The organism is Actomonas aquatica (assembly GCF_019679435.2).
Taxonomy (GTDB): domain Bacteria; phylum Verrucomicrobiota; class Verrucomicrobiia; order Opitutales; family Opitutaceae; genus Actomonas; species Actomonas aquatica.
Genome location: NZ_CP139781.1, coordinates 4,119,397 through 4,140,097, shown reverse-complemented (window position 1 = coordinate 4,140,097; position 20,701 = coordinate 4,119,397). Strand labels below are relative to the sequence as shown.

The 20,701-nt window shown below is 65.6% G+C and carries 13 protein-coding genes; 10 read left to right on the top strand and 3 right to left on the bottom strand.

The genetic code is table 11. The features are described from left to right. Positions 1–104 precede the first annotated feature (104 nt). Positions 105–2,792 (bottom strand): TonB-dependent receptor plug domain-containing protein, encoded by a 2,688-nt coding sequence (locus K1X11_RS15705; protein WP_221031189.1) that lies wholly within the window; start codon positions 2,790–2,792, stop codon positions 105–107. A 105-nt stretch (positions 2,793–2,897) separates the two neighbouring features. Between K1X11_RS15705 and K1X11_RS15700 the strand changes: the two genes are divergently transcribed. The 5 genes from K1X11_RS15700 to K1X11_RS15680 all read left to right on the top strand — a co-directional run bounded on the left by K1X11_RS15700 (position 2,898) and on the right by K1X11_RS15680 (position 11,216). Continuing rightward, positions 2,898–4,076 (top strand): helix-turn-helix transcriptional regulator, encoded by a 1,179-nt coding sequence (locus K1X11_RS15700; protein WP_221031188.1) that lies wholly within the window; start codon positions 2,898–2,900, stop codon positions 4,074–4,076. 117 nt (positions 4,077–4,193) lie between these two features. Continuing rightward, positions 4,194–5,180 carry a PLP-dependent cysteine synthase family protein gene (locus K1X11_RS15695; RefSeq protein ID WP_221031187.1) on the top strand — a complete coding sequence of 329 codons (987 nt, stop codon included), beginning with the start codon at positions 4,194–4,196 and terminating at the stop codon, positions 5,178–5,180. Between the two features lie 40 nt (positions 5,181–5,220). Next, positions 5,221–8,067, top strand: a complete 2,847-nt coding sequence (locus tag K1X11_RS15690) for an insulinase family protein (protein ID WP_221031186.1) — start codon at positions 5,221–5,223, stop codon at positions 8,065–8,067. A 23-nt stretch (positions 8,068–8,090) separates the two neighbouring features. Continuing rightward, complete coding sequence (locus tag K1X11_RS15685) at positions 8,091–9,047, top strand: PLP-dependent cysteine synthase family protein (RefSeq protein ID WP_221031185.1); 957 nt, start codon at positions 8,091–8,093, stop codon at positions 9,045–9,047. Positions 9,048–9,125: 78 nt separating this feature from the next. Beyond that, positions 9,126–11,216 (top strand): protein-disulfide reductase DsbD family protein, encoded by a 2,091-nt coding sequence (locus tag K1X11_RS15680; RefSeq protein WP_221031184.1) that lies wholly within the window; start codon positions 9,126–9,128, stop codon positions 11,214–11,216. Here the strand turns inward: K1X11_RS15680 and K1X11_RS15675 are convergent. Further along, positions 11,135–12,958 (bottom strand): hypothetical protein, encoded by a 1,824-nt coding sequence (locus tag K1X11_RS15675; RefSeq protein WP_221031183.1) that lies wholly within the window; start codon positions 12,956–12,958, stop codon positions 11,135–11,137. The two genes, K1X11_RS15680 and K1X11_RS15675, sit on opposite strands and share 82 nt — an antisense overlap. Before the next feature lie 135 nt (positions 12,959–13,093). On the opposite strand from K1X11_RS15675, the gene K1X11_RS15670 reads away from it, so the two are divergent. From K1X11_RS15670 to K1X11_RS15655, 4 genes are all read left to right on the top strand, one after another. Beyond that, positions 13,094–13,552: a hypothetical protein gene (locus K1X11_RS15670; protein ID WP_221031182.1), complete on the top strand. Its 459-nt coding sequence runs from the start codon at positions 13,094–13,096 to the stop codon at positions 13,550–13,552. A 118-nt stretch (positions 13,553–13,670) separates the two neighbouring features. Further along, complete coding sequence (locus K1X11_RS15665) at positions 13,671–16,475, top strand: cellulase family glycosylhydrolase (RefSeq protein WP_221031181.1); 2,805 nt, start codon at positions 13,671–13,673, stop codon at positions 16,473–16,475. A 365-nt stretch (positions 16,476–16,840) separates the two neighbouring features. After that, positions 16,841–18,025 (top strand): Bcr/CflA family efflux MFS transporter, encoded by a 1,185-nt coding sequence (locus tag K1X11_RS15660; protein ID WP_221031180.1) that lies wholly within the window; start codon positions 16,841–16,843, stop codon positions 18,023–18,025. Between the two features lie 220 nt (positions 18,026–18,245). Then, positions 18,246–18,497 carry a hypothetical protein gene (locus K1X11_RS15655; RefSeq protein WP_221031179.1) on the top strand — a complete coding sequence of 84 codons (252 nt, stop codon included), beginning with the start codon at positions 18,246–18,248 and terminating at the stop codon, positions 18,495–18,497. Positions 18,498–18,511: 14 nt separating this feature from the next. Here K1X11_RS15655 and K1X11_RS15650 read toward each other — a convergent pair whose 3' ends face one another. After that, positions 18,512–20,212 carry a family 43 glycosylhydrolase gene (locus K1X11_RS15650; protein ID WP_221031178.1) on the bottom strand — a complete coding sequence of 567 codons (1,701 nt, stop codon included), beginning with the start codon at positions 20,210–20,212 and terminating at the stop codon, positions 18,512–18,514. 247 nt (positions 20,213–20,459) lie between these two features. On the opposite strand from K1X11_RS15650, the gene K1X11_RS15645 reads away from it, so the two are divergent. Next, positions 20,460–20,687: an addiction module protein gene (locus tag K1X11_RS15645; RefSeq protein WP_225919456.1), complete on the top strand. Its 228-nt coding sequence runs from the start codon at positions 20,460–20,462 to the stop codon at positions 20,685–20,687. The last annotated feature ends 14 nt before the right edge of the window (positions 20,688–20,701 follow it).

Sequence of the window (20,701 nt, the reverse complement as noted above, 5' to 3'; positions counted from 1 at the left end):
CCGAAACGGCAAGGAGGGAGAAAAGACGAAGGAGCTCCGCGGGAAGTCCGCACCGCGCGTTTGGCGGTGCGGACAACAGCGAGCCGACAGCGGGTGACCGCGGATCAGAACTTTTTGTTCAAACTAAGCACGTAGCGGCTCAGACGCGGGTCGTTCACGTAGCGATTGCTGGCGAGCGCGGCCGGGCCGGGCTTGTTGTTGAGCGCGTTGATCACGGTGAGCGACAGCTTGGTGTCGCTGAGCAGGCTGCTGAAGAAGCCAGCGCTCGGGTCACGGCCAAACTGATAGGCGACGCGCGGGTTCCACTCGATCAGGGACGGGTAGATCCAAGTGGTGTTGGTCGGACCGTAGGGCGTGTAGGTGCCCTGGTAGTTGACCGATACGCCGGCCTCCCACGGACCCTTGATCCAGGCGAGTGAGCCGCTCAGGCGTTCCGGGAAGTAGCGGTAGCTGAGCGACGAACCCGGGGTGGCTTGCTGCTCCTGCGGATCCTGCTTGGTGTAGGTGGCGTGCGCGAGGAACTCGCCCCAGCCGGTCATGCGGTGGTAGGTCATGGAGAAGTCCATGCCCGTGGCGCGCACCCACGAGAGGTTGATCGAGCTGCTGTCGATGCCGGTGATCGGGCCGAGCCAGTCTGCCGGATCGGTCGCCAGACGCGGACCACGGGTAATGCGCTCCGGGAAGTATTCGAACAACACCTGATAGCTCGCGGAGCCAACGCGATCATCGAACTCGGTTTCCCACCAGTCGGCGGAGAGCGAGAGGCCTTCGATGCCCGGGACGTCGATGACGATCCCGGCGTTGTAGGAGACGGAGGTTTCCGGTTGCAGGCCGGGTTGGCCACCCGTGCTCAGGTCGTAGGTGCCGAACACCGCTTCGTTGCCGCGGTAAGGATCGTAGTAACCGTAGCGTTCGAGGATGTTGGTGGTGGTGTCGTAGTAGGGGCTCAACAGGTCGTAGAGCTTGGGCGCCTTGAAGCCTTCACTGCGGTTGGCGCGCAGGGTCATCCACTCCACCGGCTGGAACAACACGCTCACGCTCGGGCTGGCATGCCCGCCGATGTCGGAGAAGTCCTCGTGACGAATCGCGCCGCGCACTTCCAAACGATGCACCAACGGCAGGTCCTGCGCCTCGCCCAGCAAGGGCACGGCAACTTCCGCAAAGGCCGCATTGATCGTTCGGGTGAACGGATCCTGCAGGGCGTAGGAAAGCGCCGGGCTCAGGAAAAACTCCACTTCCTCGCGCTGCGACTCGCCGCCGACGGCGAGTTGCACATCACCCGCCCAACCTTCCCAGATCGGGCCACTCGCACTGAATAGCGCGGAGTAGAGATCGGAGGTGTCTTCGTGCAGCGTGGTCGAGAGCAGATCGATCAGGGACTGACCATTCGGGTTCTCCATCGTGGCGGAGTCGTAGGCGAAGTTGATCTGACGACTCGGATCGGTCTCGGCCAAAGCCGCGGTGAGCGCCGCGTAGTTGAAGCCGTTGTTGATGGCATTGTCCCAGACCTGATTGCGCGTCCAGGTGTAGCTCAGGTCGTAGGTCCAGCCGGCGGGCAGGTTACCGCGCGTGCCGAGCACGATGGCGGAGTTCTCCTGCGACGACTCCACCTGCGGGCGGATGTCATAAAACGTTTTGCTGAGGTAAACCGGCACATCGAAAGGATTGCCGATGTAACCGACGGGCAACTGGTTGAGGAAGGTCAACGGCGTGCCGACGTAATCAAAGCTCATCCGCGACCAACGCACCTCGGCGTAAGGTTCGAAGAGATTGTTCACGCGGTAGTTGATGCGACCGGAGACGCTGGTCGTGTCGGATTCGTTGATCAGCTGTGAGTAGTCGCTCGTGCGGTAGAGCGGCATATCGGAGCCATCCGTCAGATCACCGGTCGTGTAGTCGGTGCCCGTGGTGCCGGCGGGCAACGCCACCACCGGTGTGCCGAAGCCCGGGACCGGCGACGTCGCCGTGGCGGGGTAGCGCTCCATGCTCAAGGTCGCGCCTTCCAGCGGGCTGTAAACCGACGGTGCGGCATTGGCGGTGAAGTAGCGGTCACGCGCGCCGAGGGCGTTTTGGGTGGAGCGACTTACGGTGAAGAACGTCGTCAATTTGTCCTGCGTGAAACCTGCCGTGAGACTCGTCGTGAAGTTGGCGACGTCGGTGCTGAAGGTGTCGTCGTAGGTGAAATCAATCTCTCCGCCGGAGTAGTTTTTCTTCAGCACGAGGTTGACCACGCCGGCGATGGCGTCGGCACCGTAGATGGCGCCAGCACCTTGCGGCAGGACGTCGATGCGCTCGATCGCGGAAATCGGCAGACCATCCACATTAAAGTCCTCGCGACCACCGGCGCCGCCCGGGAAGGCCTGGCCGGAGTGGGGGATGCGACGGCCATTGACCAACACCAGCGTCGAGTTGCCGCCGAGGCCGCGCAGATCGAAGGTCGTGCTCGACATCTGCGCGCGGGACGGGCCGCCATTGACGAGATTGTCATTAAAACCTTGTGACACGCCCAATTGCGGAATCGCCCAGCGCACATCGGCCAGCCGGGTCACGCCGCGGCGCACCAGTTCTTCGTTATTGATACTGAGCACCGGCACGGCGGGTTGTTCACCCACGAGGGAACGCAACCGGGAACCGGTTACTTCCATTTGTTGCAACTCCATGACCTCTGCGGCGGTGGTGTCCGCGTCGGATGAAGTTGGGGTGGGAGTGGATTGCGCTCGCAATAGAGCGCCGGGTGAAAACACCGCAAGGGTCGCTGCGGTGAGAAGTGTGCGATAGGTCGGCTTGGCCATGACCCGACCGATGGGAAGGGGCAACGCACGACTCAATCTAACAAACGTTAAGACCGACCTCAGCGGCGTTGGTTTGCTTCCTGCTTGTATTCGCAAAAACACGACATGTCCGAAACCACCTACTGTCCCGAACTCCCTCCCGCCCGCGCGCTGCAAGCCGCCGAGCAGCAGGCGGTGTTGGAAGTGAACCGCGCTCTGGGCATCAACGCTTTGTGGAAAAGCCTGCAGTCGCTCTTCGAGGATCTGGTGCCGCACGACAGCATGGTGATGTCGCAGGGCTACACCGACTGGCGCAAGGAATCCACCACCCGCCGCTTCACCTCGGCCAACTCCCGCGTGCCCGACGACTCCCACATGCAAGGTGTTGTCGCCGGCGAAGGGCGCAGTTTTTTCCAACCCTTCCTCGATGCCCGCCCCGGCGTGCCGGCCTACAGCCATTCGCAGCTGATGGCGGACCCGCGCAAGATTCCGCAAACGCGTTATTACCAACGCTACATGCAACCGCTCGGCTGGCGCTACTCGGCTCACCTGCTTTTCTGGAACGCTGGCGAAGTGACCACGTCGTTCGCCCTGCGCCGCCGATCCGACCAAAGCGATTTTTCCCCGGACGAACTCGCCCGCCTGCACTCTCTGCATCCCCACATCGACGCCGCCTTGGCACGCCTCGATGCCTACGAAGGCGAGCGCCGCACGCGCGTGCTGCTGGAGTCGTTTTACCGCGCTCAACCCGATGCCGTGCTCTTCCTCGATTGGAACCTGCATGTCATTTACACCAGCATCGAAGCCTCCCGCCTTTGTGCGGTGTGGAACTTCGGCGCCACCGAGGCGCGTCGCTACAACTCGCAAGCCGTTTTCGCTTTGCCGCCCGAAATCACCGGCGCCTGCGAAGAGTTGAAAATGTCCCTGCTCACCTCTGGTCAGGAAATTTCGCCCAATGCCGTCCCCGCTCCCCGCACGAGCGAAGTGGTCGCGCCTCACGGCGAAATCGAAGCCGCCATCACCATGCGCAAAGACAACCGCGGCGGCATGGAGCAACCGGTTTTTGTGGTGCGGCTGAAAGAGGCCGCCGTCGGCAGTGACGGCCAAAGCAATCGTCGCCAATTGCTGGCGCAACTTACCCCCGCCGAACGCGAAATCGCCACGCTCATTTGTGAAGGCCTGCCCAACAAAATCATCGCCCAACAGCTGCACAAAACCGAAGGCAGCATCCGCGTGCAGATCAGCGGCATTTACCAGAAGCTGCGAGTCGGCAGCCGCGCCCAGTTGATCATCGCCCTGCGCTGATCGCGCCGCCGCCGCCCGTAGCGGGGCGGGAGCAACACCTAACTAAAGTTAACCTGACTCGGCAGAGTCACGACGCACGGTCGTTTCCCCGGGCACTCATGTCCGCGACGACCGTCCATGTTTAGACCCTCCGCATCCTCCCACCGCCCGCCGCCACTGCCCTCGCCCGGCCCCACGCCGCTGCTGGCGCTGCCCTTCTCGGCGGAAGGCGTCACGCTCTACGCCAAGGCGGAATATCTGCTGCCCTCCGGCTCCATCAAAGACCGTCTCGCCGCGACTGTATTCAATGATCTGTTACGGACGCGCGCCCCGTCCCCCGACCTCCGCGTCGTCGAAGTAAGCAGCGGTAACACCGGCATCGCGCTCGCCACCCTCGGCGCCCGGCTCGGCATCAAGGTGCACATTCTCATGAGTGACTCCGCCAGCGCGGAACGTTGCCATCTCATCCGCCACCTCGGCGCCGAGCTCACCCTCTTTCGCGCCAACCAGGGCTACCTCAGCGGCATCGCTCTCGCCGAACAAATGGCCGCCACCGACCCGGAACACACCTACCTGCCCCGCCAATTCGAAAACCCGCGCAACGTCGCCGACCACGCCACCCACACCGGCCCCGAAATCCTCGCGCAAATTCCGCACGGTCAGGTCGATGCCTTTGTCGCCGGCTACGGGACCGGTGGCACGCTCGCTGGTTGCGGCGCCGCGCTGCGCGAGCCCAATCCCGATTGCCAACTCGTCGCGGTCGAAGCGGTGGGAGGCCACGGCACCCTTGCCGAGCTGCCCTGCTGTGAACTGATCGAAGGTTTCACTGGCGGCTTTCAACCGCCCCTGCTCCGCCAAGCTCGCCTCGATCGCACCGAACGCGTCGACAGTGCGGAAGCCTTCGCCGCCGCCCGCCGCCTCGCCCGTGATTATGGCCTCTTCGTCGGACCTTCCAGCGGCGCCAACATCATCGCGGCTCTGCGTGTCGCCCGTGAGCTCGGGCCTGCCGCTCAGGTCGCCACCGTCCTCTGTGATCGGGCCGACCGTTACCTTTCCACTCAGCTTTTTCCGCCAATCGACGCCTTTGACGTAGGGTTTTCCGCCCCTCGTTCGTCCCAAAACTAGGCGCCTGCGCCACTCACCCTCACTCGCCTTCGTTTCATCCATGACCCGACTCCTTCGCCTCTCTCTGCTGGCCGGCACCTTCCTGGCCGCACTCGCCACCGCCACCGCCACCCACGCCACCGCCCGGCCGACAGACTTGCCGCCGCGCGAAGTCGCCCCGACCGATCAGGCAACCTTTGGCCGACTCGTGTTGGACAACGGCCTGCGCGTGCTGCTGGTGAGCGATCCCTCCTTCAACAAATCCGCTGCTGCGCTCGCCGTTCATGTCGGCCAGCTGGAGGACCCACTCGAAGCCACCGGCCTCGCCCACTTCACCGAGCACATGCTCTTCCTCGGCACCGAAAAATTTCCCGACGAGGGCGAATACGGCACCTTCGTGAAAAACAACGGCGGTTACACCAACGCCTATACCTCCTCCGACCACACCAACTACCAGTTTGAAGTCCGCCACGAGGCGCTCGACGACACCCTCGACCGTTTCGCCCAGTTTTTCATCGCCCCGCTCTTCACCCCCACCTTCACCGAGCGTGAAGTCAACGCGGTGCACAACGAGGTCATGCGCCACGTCCAGAACGACGGCCGCCGCATCTACAATGTCATGCGCGAACTCTACGCCCCCGACTCGCCTGAGTCCCGCTTCACGGCCGGCAACAAGGACACGCTCGCCCACGCCGACTCCGCCACCGTGCGCGCCTTCTTCAACGCTTACTACAGCGCCGACCGCATGGCGCTCGCCATCACCGGCGCCGCCCCGCTCACCGAACTCGAGGCCATGGCGCGTCGCCACTTTTCCGCCATCCCCAATCGCGAACTCGGCCCCCTGCACCACACCGCCACCTACCAACCACGCCTGGCCGCTTTCCGTCTCGCGCAGGTCGAACCCGTGCGCGAGGTGCGCGCCCTGCAACTCCAGTTTCCGCTCACCGCCACCCGCACCAACTTCGGGGCCAAGAACGATGCACTGATCGCCCGCCTGTTCTCACACTCCAGCGCCGGCGGACTCGAACACGCCCTCAAAGAAGCCGGTCTCGCCCTCAATGCCGGCGGCGGCATTTGGGACCGCACGGCCGACTACAGTTCCCTCAGCCTCAGCGTGTCGCTCACGCCGGAAGGCGCCGCGGATCTCCCCCGCGTCCTCGACCTCATCTTCGGCTACATCGACTTCCTCCAGCACAGCGAATTCCCCACCACCCTCTGGGAGGAGACCGCCCGCATCGCCGCCCTCAACGAGACCTACAACGACCGCGGCGAAGGCGCCCGCCTCGCCACCGCTCTCGCCAACCAGGCGCTGTTCTACCCACTCGCCGTCGCCGAACGCGTGCCCCACGTCTGGGTCGCGCCGGACGAAGCCGACTACCGCAACATCCTCAACCAGCTCACGCCCGACAACCTGATCGCCGTGTTCACCGCCAAGGGCGTCCCCACCGACCGCACCGAGGAGTTCTACGGCACCGCGTATTCATATTCTGAGGACACCGGCCCGGCCTACCAGCGCCTGCTCGACGCCCGCGACCCGGCCGACGGCACCTTTGCCCTCCCCCGCGCCAATCCCTACGTGCCGGCCGCTCCCAGCCTCCTCGTCGAACGCCCCACCCTGCTCACCCGCGAGCCCGGCCTCACCCTCTTCTACGCGCCCGACCTCGAGTTTCAACGTCCGCAAACCAGCCTGCGCTTCCGCTTCGTGCCGGCCGGCGCCGCGATCAGTCCACGCGAAACCGCCCTGCTCGCCCTCTTCGAGGCCAGCCTCGGCGACGCGCTCAACGCCACCGCCGATGAAGCCGCTCGCGCGGGTCTGAGCTTCAATGTCGGCGTCTCCGCCACCGGCTTCGACCTCACCGTGACCGGCTTCGGCGACTCCGCACTGCGCTTCGCCCGCGAAACCGTGGACTTGCTGCCGCACATCGCGCCCACCCCCGAACGTTTCGCCGCCCTCAAGGAAGGTTACCTGCGCACGCTGCGCAGCTTCCCGCAGACCGAAGCCTTCCAACTCGCCAACGCCCGCCGCAGCGCCTGGAGCAACGCCTACAACTTTCTGCCCGACCAACTCCTGCCGACCGCCGAAGCCGCCACATGGGACGAGGTTGCCGCCGTCGCCGAAGCGTTTTTTGCCGCCGGCACGCTCGAAGGTATCGTGCACGGCCACGTCGCCCCCGAGACCGCGCTGACCACATCGCGGGAGCTGCGCGACGGCTTGGACTTCGCCGCCGTATCCGAGGATAAACTACGCCGGCCCCGCGAGCTTCTGCAGGAGCCCGGTGAAGTGATCGCCGATGTCGACACCACGGCGGGCGTGAATTCCGTGTTCAGCACCCAGCTCTTCCTGCCTGGCGCCGACGCCCGCCAGCGCGCCGCCGCCACCGTGCTCGGCAATTTCATCGCCCAGCCCTTCTTCAACGAGCTGCGCACCAGCCAGCAACTGGGTTACATCGTCGGCGCCGGCAGCAGCAGCTCCCGCCAGACCCGCTCGCTCTACTTCGTGATCCAATCCAGCACCCACGACCCCGACGCCCTGCGGGAGCGCGCCGAGACCTTCATTGCCACGCTGCCCGCGCAGTTGGCTGAGCTCTCCCCCGAGGCGTTCGCCACCCTCATTTCCGGCGCCCGCTCCAACCTCGAAGCCAAGGACAAGAGTCTCGCCGAAAAAGCCGGCCGCTTCTTCAGCCTCGCCTTCACCTACGACGAAGACTGGGAACGCCGCGCCGCCACCCTCGCCGCCCTCGAGGAGCTCACCCAGCCCGAACTCGTCAGCCTGTTGACGAACGTTCTGAGCGGCCCCGGCAAACGCGAGCGCCTCGTGCTGCTCTCCGGCGAAAACCACACCGAGTCCGCCGTGCCCGCCACCTTCACCGATCGCGAGGCTTGGAAGACCACCCGCCAGTTCCAATAATGAAGGCTCACCTTCCCTTCGCCATGCCCTACGCGTCCGCCTCCCGCTCCGCCGCGGCCTCTTCGCCCGTGCTCAATCTTATCGGCAATACGCCCCTGTTGCCGCTGCACTTCGCTGCCGAGGGGATAACCATCTACGCCAAGGCCGAGTATCTGAATCCGTCGGGCTCCATCAAAGACCGTCTCGCGCTGCACATCATCAACGATGCCGAGAAGCGCGGGCTGCTGCATCCTGGTTCGATCATTCTCGAGTGCACCTCCGGCAATACCGGCATCGCGCTCGCCATGGTGGGCGCCGCCAAGGGCTACGCCGTGAAGATCCTCATGAGCGAATCGGCCAGCGTGGAACGTCGCCACCTCATCGGCCACTTCGGCGCGTCGATCCAGCTCTTCACCACCACCGATGGTTACGGCACGGGCATCGCGCTCTCCCGCGAGATGGCCGCCGCCGATCCGCGTTATTTCCTGCCCTGCCAGTTTGAGAACCCCCTCAACGCGCAGGACCACGAGGAAACCACGGGCCCGGAAATCCTGCGCCAGATTCCCGGCGGCCGCGTCGATGCCTTCGTGTCCGGCTACGGCACCGGCGGCACCATCACCGGTTGCGGTCGCGCCTTGAAAGCCGCCCACGCCGACACCCTCGTCGTCGCGATGGAGCCGTCCGAAGCCGCCATGCTTGCTGGCGAGTTGCCCTGTTGTCACGCCATTGAAGGCATCGCCGGTGGCTACGTGCCGCCGCTGGTGCGCGAGGCGCCGATCGATCGCAAATGCAAGGTCAGCAGCGCCGACGCCCTCGCCATGACCCAGCGCCTCGCTCGCGAATTCGGCCTGCTCGTCGGCACCTCCTCGGGCGCCAACCTCTGCGCCGCCCTGCACCTCGCCCACGAACTCGGCCCACAAGCCCAGGTCGCCACCATCCTCTGCGACCGCGCCGAACGTTATTACTCCACCCGCCTGTTTCATCACGACGTCACCGGCTAAACGGATACCGATCGACCTTTCCCGGGAACAATCCGCGCCGGTTGCGCCTCTCCCCCCTTTCACCAGTCTGCACGTATCATGAATTTCCTCCGCAAACTCAGCGCGGTGCTCGCCAGCCTCCTGCTCACCCAGGTCGCCTTCGCCCAAGTTGAGGCCTCGCTCGCCTCGGCCGACGCCGCCGTGCGTCCCGGCGAACCCATCACCGTCGCCCTGCGCCTCGAACACGAATCCCATTGGCATTCCTACTGGATCAATGCCGGCACCGGCTACCCGACCTCCATCGAGTGGCAACTGCCCGAGGGCTGGACCGCCGGCGAAATCCAATGGCCCACACCCAGCATAATCCGCGATTCCCACGGCACCATCACCGGCAATGGCTACGAAAACGTCACCTACCTTCCGGTGACACTCACCCCGCCCGCCGACCTCACGCCCGGCACCGAAGTCACCCTCCAGGGCCACGCCGACTGGCTCATGTGTGCCGACGTCTGCATTCCGGGCGACGCGCCCTTCGCACTCACCCTGCCGGTCGTCGACGCCAACACCCCGCGCCAGCCACACGCCGACCACGGCGACGAGGTGCGCGCCACGATCAACACGCTCCCGGTCCTGCCGACCGATCTCCAAGTCTCCGCCAGCAAGAGCGCCACCGCGGTCACCCTCACCGTCAGCGGCCTCGACGCCGAACCGACCAACCCGTGGTTCTTCGCCAGCGACGCGCTCGTGCAGTTTGACCTGCCGCAATCGCACACCTTTGCCGACGGCACTCTCACCGTCACCCTGCCCGTCTCCGAATACTACATGGGCGACGGCGACCGTCTCATGGGCGTGCTCCGCCAGGACAACGCCTGGGTCGGCGATCGCAACCTGCAGGGTCTCGCCGTCGATGTCGCTTTCGGCGCGGCTCCCGCCACTGCCACCACGGCCGACGGCACGGCGACCTCCGCCGATGCTGCGCCCGCCGCCGGTTCGACCAACCTCATCGGCACGCTCGCCCTCGCCTTCGTGGGCGGCCTCATTCTCAACCTTATGCCCTGCGTCTTCCCGGTGCTCGGCATCAAGATCCTCGGCTTCGTCAACCAAGCCGGCGCCGACCGCCGCAAGGTCGCCATGCATGGCTGGGTGTTCGCCCTCGGCGTGCTCGCCTCCTTCTGGGCGCTGGCCGGCCTGCTCGCCGTGCTCCGCGCCGGCGGTGACCAACTCGGCTGGGGATTCCAACTCCAGTCGCCCGCCTTCATCTTCGTGCTCGCCGCCGTCATGCTCATCTTCGCGCTCGCGATGAGCGGCGTGTTTGAGTTCGGCCTCAGCGCCACCGGTGTCGGTGCCAAGCTCCAGTCCAAGGACGGACTCACCGGCACCTTCTTCACCGGCGTGCTCGCCACCGTCGTCGCCACGCCCTGCAGCGCTCCCTTCCTCGCGCCCGCCCTCGGCGCCGCGCTGGCCGTTTCCGTCGCCGAGTCGTTCCTGATCTTCACCGTCATCGCCGTCGGCCTGAGCCTGCCCTACCTGCTGCTCTCCCTCTTCCCCGGCGCGGTCAAAGTGCTGCCGCGCCCGGGCGCCTGGATGGAGACCTTCAAGCAGGCCATGGCCTTCCCGCTGTATGCGACCGTTGGATACCTTGTCTGGGTTCTGATTGGTCAGACCACCGAAGGCGGCGCGCTCAACGCCATCTTTGGCCTCACCCTCATCGCCTTTGGCGTCTGGTTCTACGGCCGCTACGCCGCTCCCGGCGCTAAGGCCACGCGCCGCCGCATCGGCATCGCCGCCGGCCTGCTCCTGCTCGGCGCCGGCACCGCCTTCGGCTGGCCCAAGCCCCCCGCCCCCAACGACGTCGTGTGGGAAAAGTGGAGCCCCGAAGCCATCGCCGCCGCCCGCGCCGAAGGCCGCCCCGTCTACGTCGATTTCACCGCTCGCTGGTGCGCCACCTGCCAGGCCAACAAGAAGCTCGTTTTCAACTCCGAGGACGTGAAGGAAACCTTCCGTGACGCCAACGTGCTCACGCTCAAAGCCGACTGGACCAACCGCGATCCGGCCATCACCGCCGAGCTCGCCAAGTGGAACCGGAGCGCCGTCCCATTCAACCTGATCTACAAACCCGGCGAACCCGACCCGGTCGTCCTCCCCGAGCTCCTCACCCCCGGCATCGTGCTCGACGCGCTCGAAGAGTGAGGCGGCTCTGACCACCGGCCCAGACACGCGAGGCAGAGTCCCGCCAGACCTGCCCCCAGCGTGAGGACCACTGCGATATTCACGCCGCCGGCGCCATCCAGCGCTCGCGGCGTGAGTCCATAAAACCAGCCAAACACCGCGAGGTGCAGGCCGGCCACCGTGCGCCACGCCCAGTCCGGGAGTTGAGCGACCCAAGCCGCGGCCACCAACACGAGCAACAGGTAGGGCGCGTAGGAACCTTGGTGCAAAATCGTCAGCGCAAGCGGCGGCCCAAAATCGTGCTCCAGCCACACCGCGATCTCTGGTGCCAACGCCCCGAACTCCAACAGCACCCAGACCCCGAGCACCAACAGTGCACCAATGAACGGTGGTCCCATCCGCGGAACCGTTTCCATTTCGTCCGCCGCCGGCGTTCGGCGCCTCCGCCACCTCGCCACTCCGTGCGCCAGCCAAACCAGCCAACCGACGTTCAACACCCCGAGCGCCGCGCTCAGGTGGTAGTAGTCGCGGCGCCGCCATTCGATCGCCCCTTCGCCGTAGTCGCCCCACGGGAGGAGCAGCGTGCGCAGGTTGTTCCATTTGCGCGCCATCACTTCACCGACCGAGCGCTGCTGATAGGACGCGACAATGGTATCGGCCACCGATCCATCAGTCTGCCCGTCAAAGACCCCACCGAGATGGTAGTGCAGCAACACGTTCTCTGCCGTCGGCTGACGGCTCTTGTAAAGGCTCCACGGCACCAACATCCACGCCAAGGTGAGTGCCAACACCGCCAGCGTCCAAACGCGGTGCGGCGGCCGTTGCCGGATCATCCGCCAGCCCACCACCGCGCCACACGCGACCGCCAGGCCCACCGCGAAACCAGTCGCCGGATGCGCAAACCACGCACCACCCCACGCCACAATGCCGAGCCACAAGCGACCGCCCATCGCTGCTCCCGTGCCGGCATACCACCAATAGGCCGCACCCAGCACGACCAACGTGCCCGCCAGCAGCTTGGGCCAGACGTAAACACTGCTGTTGAATAAAAAACCCACCAACACCGCCAACCACAGCACACGGCCCAGCGCCCGCCGCGTCAGCCCGGCCATCAAACCGACATAAGCCAGCGCGATCACCCACAGCGAATTCACCGCCACCCCCGCCGCCTGCAGCCACAGCGAAGAGCCGAAAAACGGCACGCCCGACATCACCAGGAAGCCCGCCTGCAAGGGCGGCCGCTCACTCAGCCGCCACCCTTCCACCTTCTCCATCGACTGCCCGGCAAAGAGCTGAGCCGCCGCCGAATCCTGCACCGTGTTGTCGTTCCACTGCGGGAAAAAAAACGTATTCGCCAACTGCCCTTGTGAACCGTCGAAGGATACCAGGTTAAGCACGCTGAGATACACCACCACCGTCGCCAACACGATGCCCAGCACCCGCAGCAACTCCGCCTCAAATATCTTCGCCCGCGCCACCACCGCAGCGACGCCCAACGCCAGTGCACTCACGCCCAGCACCCCCATCGTGAACCAACGTCCCCACGCAAAGTCCTGCAGGTAAACCCAGAATGAAACGTATCCAACCAAGCATGACAGGATCACGCTGTGCGCCAGCCGCTCCACCGCATGCGCCGGCCGGGTGAGCAGCGACAACGCCAGCCCCGGCAACAGCACCAGCAGCACACTCACCGCTCCGGCCAGAGGGGCCGTCACGGCGCCACCGCCGGTCGCTATTACGCCCACCAGACTAGAAACGCTCATAACTCCCGCATCGTCGCATCGCCTTCAACACGTCGGCAGTCGCCACATCAGACAACTCATTTCATTTCCCGACCCCGCCGCCCCGTCCTTGCTTCCCTCCCCGATGCCCGCTGTGGTCCAGCGCGAGCCTGCTTCATGAAACCCACCGCGCCTGCCATCCTCCTCTTTACCCTGGCTCTGGGCGGCTTGCTGGCGCTGGTCTTCCGCACCCCGCCCCCACCGCCTGACCGCACACTCACCATCGCCGCCCCTGTCTTTGTGCGCGCCGGCGAGACCGCCCACATCACGATCGAAGCTGAGACGGTGCATGCCCCCGCCGAGTGGATCGAATTTTTCCAAGTCGAATGCTCCCTCGATGGCGGCGAAACCTGGACCCTCAACCACTACGCCCAACCCGGCGAACCGCAGGTGCACTACGTTTTTGCCGCCCCCGCTCAAAGCGCCGGAGTCGACATCCTGGTGCGGGTCCGCGCCGCCTTCCGCGGCGGCCCTGATGGCGACGTGGGTTTCGCCGGCCGCCCCATCGACTGGCCCGGTTCCTGGGGCCAATGGGAACGCCCACCGTCCGTCCACGCTCGCATTCATGTCGAATAGCCGTAGCGACCACGCCCGGTCTGCGAGAAAGCGTCCGCTAAAGTTTGATTTAACGTTATATCGACGTTGAGTTGCCGTGTGCGGTTCGATTCGTCCCGCTGACCCACAAACCCTCGCCATGACCCTCCTCCCCCTCTCGCGCTTCGTGCGGCGCTGCGCCGCCGTGTTGCTTTGCTCGGCCGCGTTCCTTTCCACGCTGTCAGCCCAATCCACCAGCATCCAGACCTACGTCGATGAGATGCAGCCCGGCTGGAACCTCGGCAATACGCTCGACGCCATTCCCACCGAAACCTCCTGGGGCAATCCGCTTGTCACCGAGGAGCTCATTCAGGCCATTGCCGCCGAGGGTTTTAACAGTATCCGGATTCCGGTGACGTGGACCGACCACACCGGTCCGGCGCCCGACTACACCATCAACGCCGCCTGGCTCGACCGCGTGGAACAGATCGTCGACTGGGCCCTCGCCGCCAACCTGCACGTCATGCTCAACCTCCACCACGACTCCTGGCAGTGGGTGGAAAAGATGCCCACCGAGCGCGAGACCGTGCTCGCCCGCTACCGCGCCCTCTGGACCCAGCTCAGCACCCGCTTCGCCAACCACCCGGCCGAGCTCATGTTCGAGAGCATCAACGAGCCCGTTTTCGAGAACATGAGCGACGAGCAGTCGCGCACCTTGCTGGCCGAGCTGAATACCGAGTTCCACACCCTCGTGCGCGCCTCCGGCGGCGGCAACGTCACCCGCCCGCTGGTCCTGCCCACCGTGGTCACCAAGTCCGAGCAACCCTTCCTCGACTCGCTCGCCAGCACCATCGAAACCCTCGATGACCCCAACCTCATCGCCACCGTGCACTACTACGGCTTCTGGCCCTTCAGCGTGAACGTAGCCGGCACCACCACCTTCGACGCCGAGACGCAGGCCGACCTCGAGGGCGCGATCGACCGCACCCACGACACCTTCGTCGCCCAAGGCGTCCCGGTCGTGTTCGGCGAATACGGTCTGCTCGCCTTCGACAACGACTCCGGCGCCGTCGAGCGCGGCGAGATGCTTAAGTTCTTCGAACACTTCACCGCCTACGCCCGCACCCAAAACATCACCCACATGTGGTGGGACAACGGCCAACACTTCAACCGCGCCACCCTCACCTGGCGCGACCCGGTGCTGTATTCAATTATCAAGCACAGCCTCACCGGCCGCTCCAGCACCGCCGCCACCGACCTCATCCTGCTCCGCCGCGGCGCGCCGGTGGTCGACACCCCCATCACTCTCAATCTCAACGGCAACCAATTCGTCTCGCTGCACGCCGGCGACACCACCCTCACGCCCGACGACGACTACACCGTCAGCGGCAACACCCTCACCGTGAAGGCCGGCACCCTCGCCGCCTACGCCGCCGGCACCTACGGCGAGAAGGCCACCCTCGTCGCCCGCTTCGACGCCGGACCCGATTGGACCTTCCACGTGCGTTACCTCAGCACCCCGGCGCTCTCCGCCGCCACCGGCATCAAAGCCAACGGCCTCACCATCCCGACCGATTTCCGCGGCGACCTCGTCGCCACCATGCAGGCGGTCTACGCCAGCGGCGGCAATGCCGGCCCGCAAAGCTGGACCTCCTACAAGGAATACAACGCCACCTACCGCCCCGCCTACGACGCGGGCACGATCACGCTCACTCCGGCCTTCTTCGCCGAGACCACCAACACCACCGTCGACCTCACCTTCCACTTCTGGAGCGGCCGCACGCTCGATTACCAACTCACCTTCGACGGCGACGGCAACGTGACCGGCTCGCCCGGCGAAATCGTTGAAGAGGAACCACTCGCCAACCTCGCGCCCGCCTTCTCCTGGGCTCCGTTCACCATCGGCACCGCCGGGGCTTGGGGACCGCTCCCCCTGTCCGGCGCGACTGCCGACACCTACGCCGCCGCCAACCTGCCGACCTGGGCGAGCCTCGACGCCACCACCGGCATCCTCACCGGCACCCCGCCCGCCGGCACCGCCGCCATCACGCCGATCACCCTGACCGCTCTCGCCAACGGCACCGTCATCGGCACCTCCACCGTCAACCTCATCGCCGCCTCCGCCGGCACGGATCTCGCGCCCGCCAACCTCTCCACCCGCGCCCGCGTCGGCACCGGCGCCCAAGTCGTGACGCCCGGCTTCGTGGTCGGTGGCAACGCCCCCCGCACCTTTCTCATCCGCGCCGTCGGCCCCACCCTCAGCGAGGCGCCCTACAACGTGCGCGGCACGCTGGCCGACCCAACGCTCACCATCTTCGACGACCAACAACAACCCATCGCCGCCAACGACAATTGGGGCGACGTCGCCGACCTGACCGCCCTCACCAACGCCACCGCCTCGGCCGGCGCCTTTGGCCTGCAGACCGGCGGCAAAGACGCCGCCCTGCTCGTCACCCTGGAACCCGGTCGCTACACCGCCGAGGCCGCCGGCGTCGACGATGCAACCGGCGTGGCCTTGTTGGAGTTTTTCGACCTCACCCCGCCGTCCCCCGGCAGCGCCCTCACCAACCTCTCCACCCGCGCCTACGTGGGCACCGGCGACGAAGTGCTCGTGCCCGGTCTCGTGCTCAACGGCAGCGGCACCCAACGCCTGCTCATCCGCGCCATCGGCCCGACCTTGACGGACTTCAACGTCGGCGGCGCGCTCGCCGATCCCGTCATGTCGATCGTGCGTGTCGACGGCGCTTCCTCCGCCACGCTCGCGACCAATGACGACTGGGGCGTCGGCAACAACGTGAGCGCCATCACAGCCGCCGCCGCCCAGGTCGGCGCCTTCCCTCTCGCCAACGATTCGCGCGATTCGGTGCTGCTCACCGAACTGCCCGGCGGAGCCTACACCATTCTCATCAGCGGCAAGGACAACACCGCCGGCGTGGCCTTGGTCGAAGTTTACGCCATGCCGTAAAACGCGTTCTTCGCCACGGATTCCACGGATCCGCACGGATAGAAAGGCCCCGATGCCAGGGAGTAGCTGCGCTTGAACCGGAGGTGAAAGCGTGGCCCCGGGGCGACCATCCGGCGGACGCGGGATCGCATCGCGCCAAAGCGGCGACTGGCAGGCACGCCCCGCCGACAAAGACCCACATCCGTGTGATCCGTGGCCCGTTCCGCCGCGGTCGGCTCTACCGGGAAAAGACACTTTGGCAGACGAACCGACATTGCCAAAACACGTGCCCTGAACCGGTCTTTCGGACCGTTCGTCCCACCGGTGCCCGGAAATCACCCGGAGGTTTGCCTTTCCCGTTTTGCGGCCTGACTTGGACCCTCCGCATGTCCAAGTCGCACGTTCCGTTCAGTCTGACGATCGCCCTGGCCCTGACGCTTATGTTGGGGCCGTTCTCGGTCGACACCTACCTGCCAGCCTTTCCGCAAATGGCCGGCGCCTTGGAGGTCAGTGTGGCCGACATCTCGCTGAGCATCTCGGTGTATATTTTCACGCTCTCGTTCAGCCAGTTGATCGGCGGCGCTCTGTCGGATCACTTCGGTCGCCGCACCGTGCTGCTGGGCGGCCTCGCGCTCTATCTGGTCGCCGCGCTCGTGGTGGGTTTTGCGGGCAACATGGCGTTGCTGCTCATCGGTCGCGCTGTGCAGGCCTTTGGCGCCGGTTGGGTGCTGGTGTCGGTGCCAGCGCTGGTGCGGGACCGCGTCTCGGGGCAGGACGCCGCCAAACTCTTTTCCCTCATCGGCCTCATCATGATCGTCGCCCCTGGCATCGCGCCGAGCGTCGGCAGCGCCATCCTCGAGGTCGCCAGTTGGCGCTGGATCTTCTTCTTCCTCGCCGCCTACGCGCTCTTCCTCATCCCGGTCGCGAAGCGCGTCATCTTTCGCCAAACGCCCAAGCGCGCCGTGGCGCCCGGCACCACCGGCATGTTGCAACGTTACCTCAACGTGCTGCGCGAAAAACGCGCCCTGCCCTTCGTGCTCTGGCAGGCGGCGGGCTTCTCCGTGCTGATGCTTTTCATCACCCACGCCTCGTTCATCTACCAGGAACACTTCGGCCAATCGGCGCGCCATTTCTCGCTGCTCTTCGCGGCCAACATCGTGGCCATGCTCGGCTTCAACCTGCTCAACCGCCTGCTGCTCTCGCGCCTGCCCTCGCTCACCGTGCTGCGCGGTGCGACCACAGTGCAGGCGCTCGGCATGTTGCTGGTGGTGATCGCGACGCTCGGTGACTGGCCGGTGCTCGGCTTCATGTGCGCGATGATGATCGCGGTCGGCGCCCTGGGCGCGGTGGCGCCCAACCTGCAGGCCAACTACCTGGAGTTTTTCCCGCACAGCGGCGCGAGTGCCGCGGCACTACTGGGCGCGACCCAATTCGGCGTAGCGGGATTGGCCAGCGGCCTATCAACTCGGCTCCCGCACACCCTGCCCGCCATCGTCGGAGCCATGGGCGTCGCCGCCCTCGTCCCGGTAAGCACCATGCTCCTCACCCGCCGCACCCTCACCGCGGCATAGACGCCAGGGCGCGCTTCGCCACATCGCGGTGGGGGATCGCGGGACGCGTGGAACGACGTGGCAAGGCGGGCGGTCGTTGGTGCCCGTGAGTTCACTCCCGACACGTCCGGTTTCCGTTTCCCGCGGGCGGCTGCATCCGGCGACTCACATTCTGCGCGGCTTCATTCGCGCGGGTCGCTTGGATCCACGCTGCCGGATCGAGATTACCGGACCACAGGACGTGACAATTCTCTACCTGCGCGCCGCCGCCCGGCGCCACGGCACCGGCCGCGCGTTCTTGCGCTCCCTCAAGTCCGCCGGACTGCGCGTGCACGTGCAGCATCCCACCCAGGAGGCACTGCCGTTCTGGCGACACATGCGCACCCAGCAGTTGCTGGACGACGACCCCGATGCCGTGCGTTCGTGGGAGGACTTTCTCAGCCCCCTCGAGTGCCAGATGAAGGCACCAGAGTGCTTCGAAACGGACGACTGAGGCGCGCGCCGAACTTACAGTGCGCGGTAGGTGAAGTTGCGCAGGGTGACCTTGCCTTCGCCCAGTGCGCAGATGCCGACCTTGAGGCTGAGGAAGCCGCCAAACACGTTGTGGTGCAGGCCTGAGACCTCCATGCGGGTCGGATGACGACGCCAGGTTTTGCCGCCGTCGGCCGAGTAGTGGTAGGTCACGACGTGGTGGTCGTTGGCGATGCGCGCGCGAAGCTTGCGCCCCTCAAACGGCACCGCCGCCCAGTCGTGAGTCTCGGCGTATTGGTAGGTCTTGGCCTTCTCGCCGGTGAAGCCCACACCGACGAAGGCCTTGGGGTTGTAATACAACAGAAAGGTGCCTTCGACCGCGCCTTCGAGCTCCATGTCGACCTCCACTTCGTAAGCGCGATCGACCACGATGCAGGTGAGCGGCGAGCTATCGACCGGCGACTCACCGGTGCCCGCCAGCGTGAGGGCGGCATCGCCCCAAGTGACGCGCTCCATCTCGTCCGGCTTCGGATCATGGAAAGCCCACTGCACGCCAAACTTGTTGCGGGTGAAATCATCCGAGAGCGGGAAACCCGGCTCCACCGCCTCGCCGCCCTGCGGGATAGGCAAGGGGTGACCGAGGTCGCCGCCCTTGGCGCGGAACCAGCCGTCGTCGGTCCACTCAATGGGCTCGAGCAGCGTCTGCCGACCGAGCGTGCGGAAACCGTTTTCGTAACCGTGATACACCATCCACCAATCGCCATCGCCACTGGGGCCCTCCACCAGCGTCGCGTGGCCGCGCGACCACCAGGGCTCGTCGATCGACGTGGTGCGCACCAGCGGGTTGTGCGGACAATGTTCCCACGGTCCATGCACCGAGCGCGAACGCGCCGCAATGACCATGTGGCCCGTAACCGGACCCGCCGTGCCGCCGACCGCCGTCACAAGATACAACCACTCCCCGCGCCACAGCAGCTTCGGGCCTTCGGGGGCGAAGTTTTCCGTGATCCAATCGTCCGGGTAGCGCCACGGATCGTAGGCCGGCTCGAGCTCACCATCGACGGCCAGACCATCATCAGTGAGGCGCACTTTGCGAATGCCATTCACGAAGAGGTAACGCTTGCCGTCCTCGCCCGCGATGTGGCCCGGATCGATGCAGTTATCGAGGTGCAGGTTGATCGGATCGCTCCACGGACCGGCCGGATTTTCCGCCCAGATCACGTAGGTGGACCACGGTTTGCCCGGCGGCAGCACCGGCATGTAAACGTAGTAGCGATCGCCGTGCTTGCACAGATCGAGCGCCCAGATCGTGCCGATGTTTTCGCGCAGCGCCGGCCCGAGTGGCGTCCAGTTCACGAGATCGCGCGAGTGCCAGATCACGATGCCCGGCACTGAGTTGAACGACGAAAACGTCATGTAATAATCGTCGCCATCCTTGAGCACCGTCGGGTCCGGATGGTCGCCGGAAATGACCGGATTGAGGAAGGTGCCATCGCCCAGATCGGCGATGCGTTGACCCTCGACGCCACGCCGCCAGTGCAGCTCAGGATGGCCCGCCGGCGCGTCGCCGGTCGCGGTCGCCGCCTTGGCCGCTGCCTCGGGACTCGCCGCCCAGCTGCGCAACATCGGTGCGGCCAGGGCACCGGCAAGACAGGACTTCAGCATCGTGCGGCGCGTCGGGCGCAGAGCGGGGCTTTCGGAGGTCGGTGAAGGGCGGGAAAGGGATTCGTGGCTCATGGACAAAAAGGGGGACGCCCACGTTCGCAGTCAGGTTCCCACGGGGCGAGCCTCACCGTCCCCCGCCCCCCATTTCCCTGTCACGACTATTCGGGACAGGAACCGGGATAGTCGGTCTGAAACCATGCGACAGGCACGCCCTAACCCAAAAGCGCCAAGAGAATCTTGGCCTCCCCTTCTGTCCGATGAAGTGCAAACCACCAGACTTGCCGGCTCGGCCGTAAGGCCCATGCTGAGACGTATGCCAATGACCCTGGAACAAATCGTGGCCGAATCACGTGAGCTTCCGCATGAAGTTCGGGCCGAATTGGTCGAACGTATCCTGCTTGCAGCACACGGAGAAATCACCCCTGAGGTCGATTCTGCCTGGAGAGCCGAAACCCGTCGCCGCATCGCCGAGATTCAGGAAGGCACCGCCACTGGACTCTCATTGGAAAACGTTATGGCCGAAGCGCGGCAACGGACCGGACTGTGAACGCAGTTTTCCGC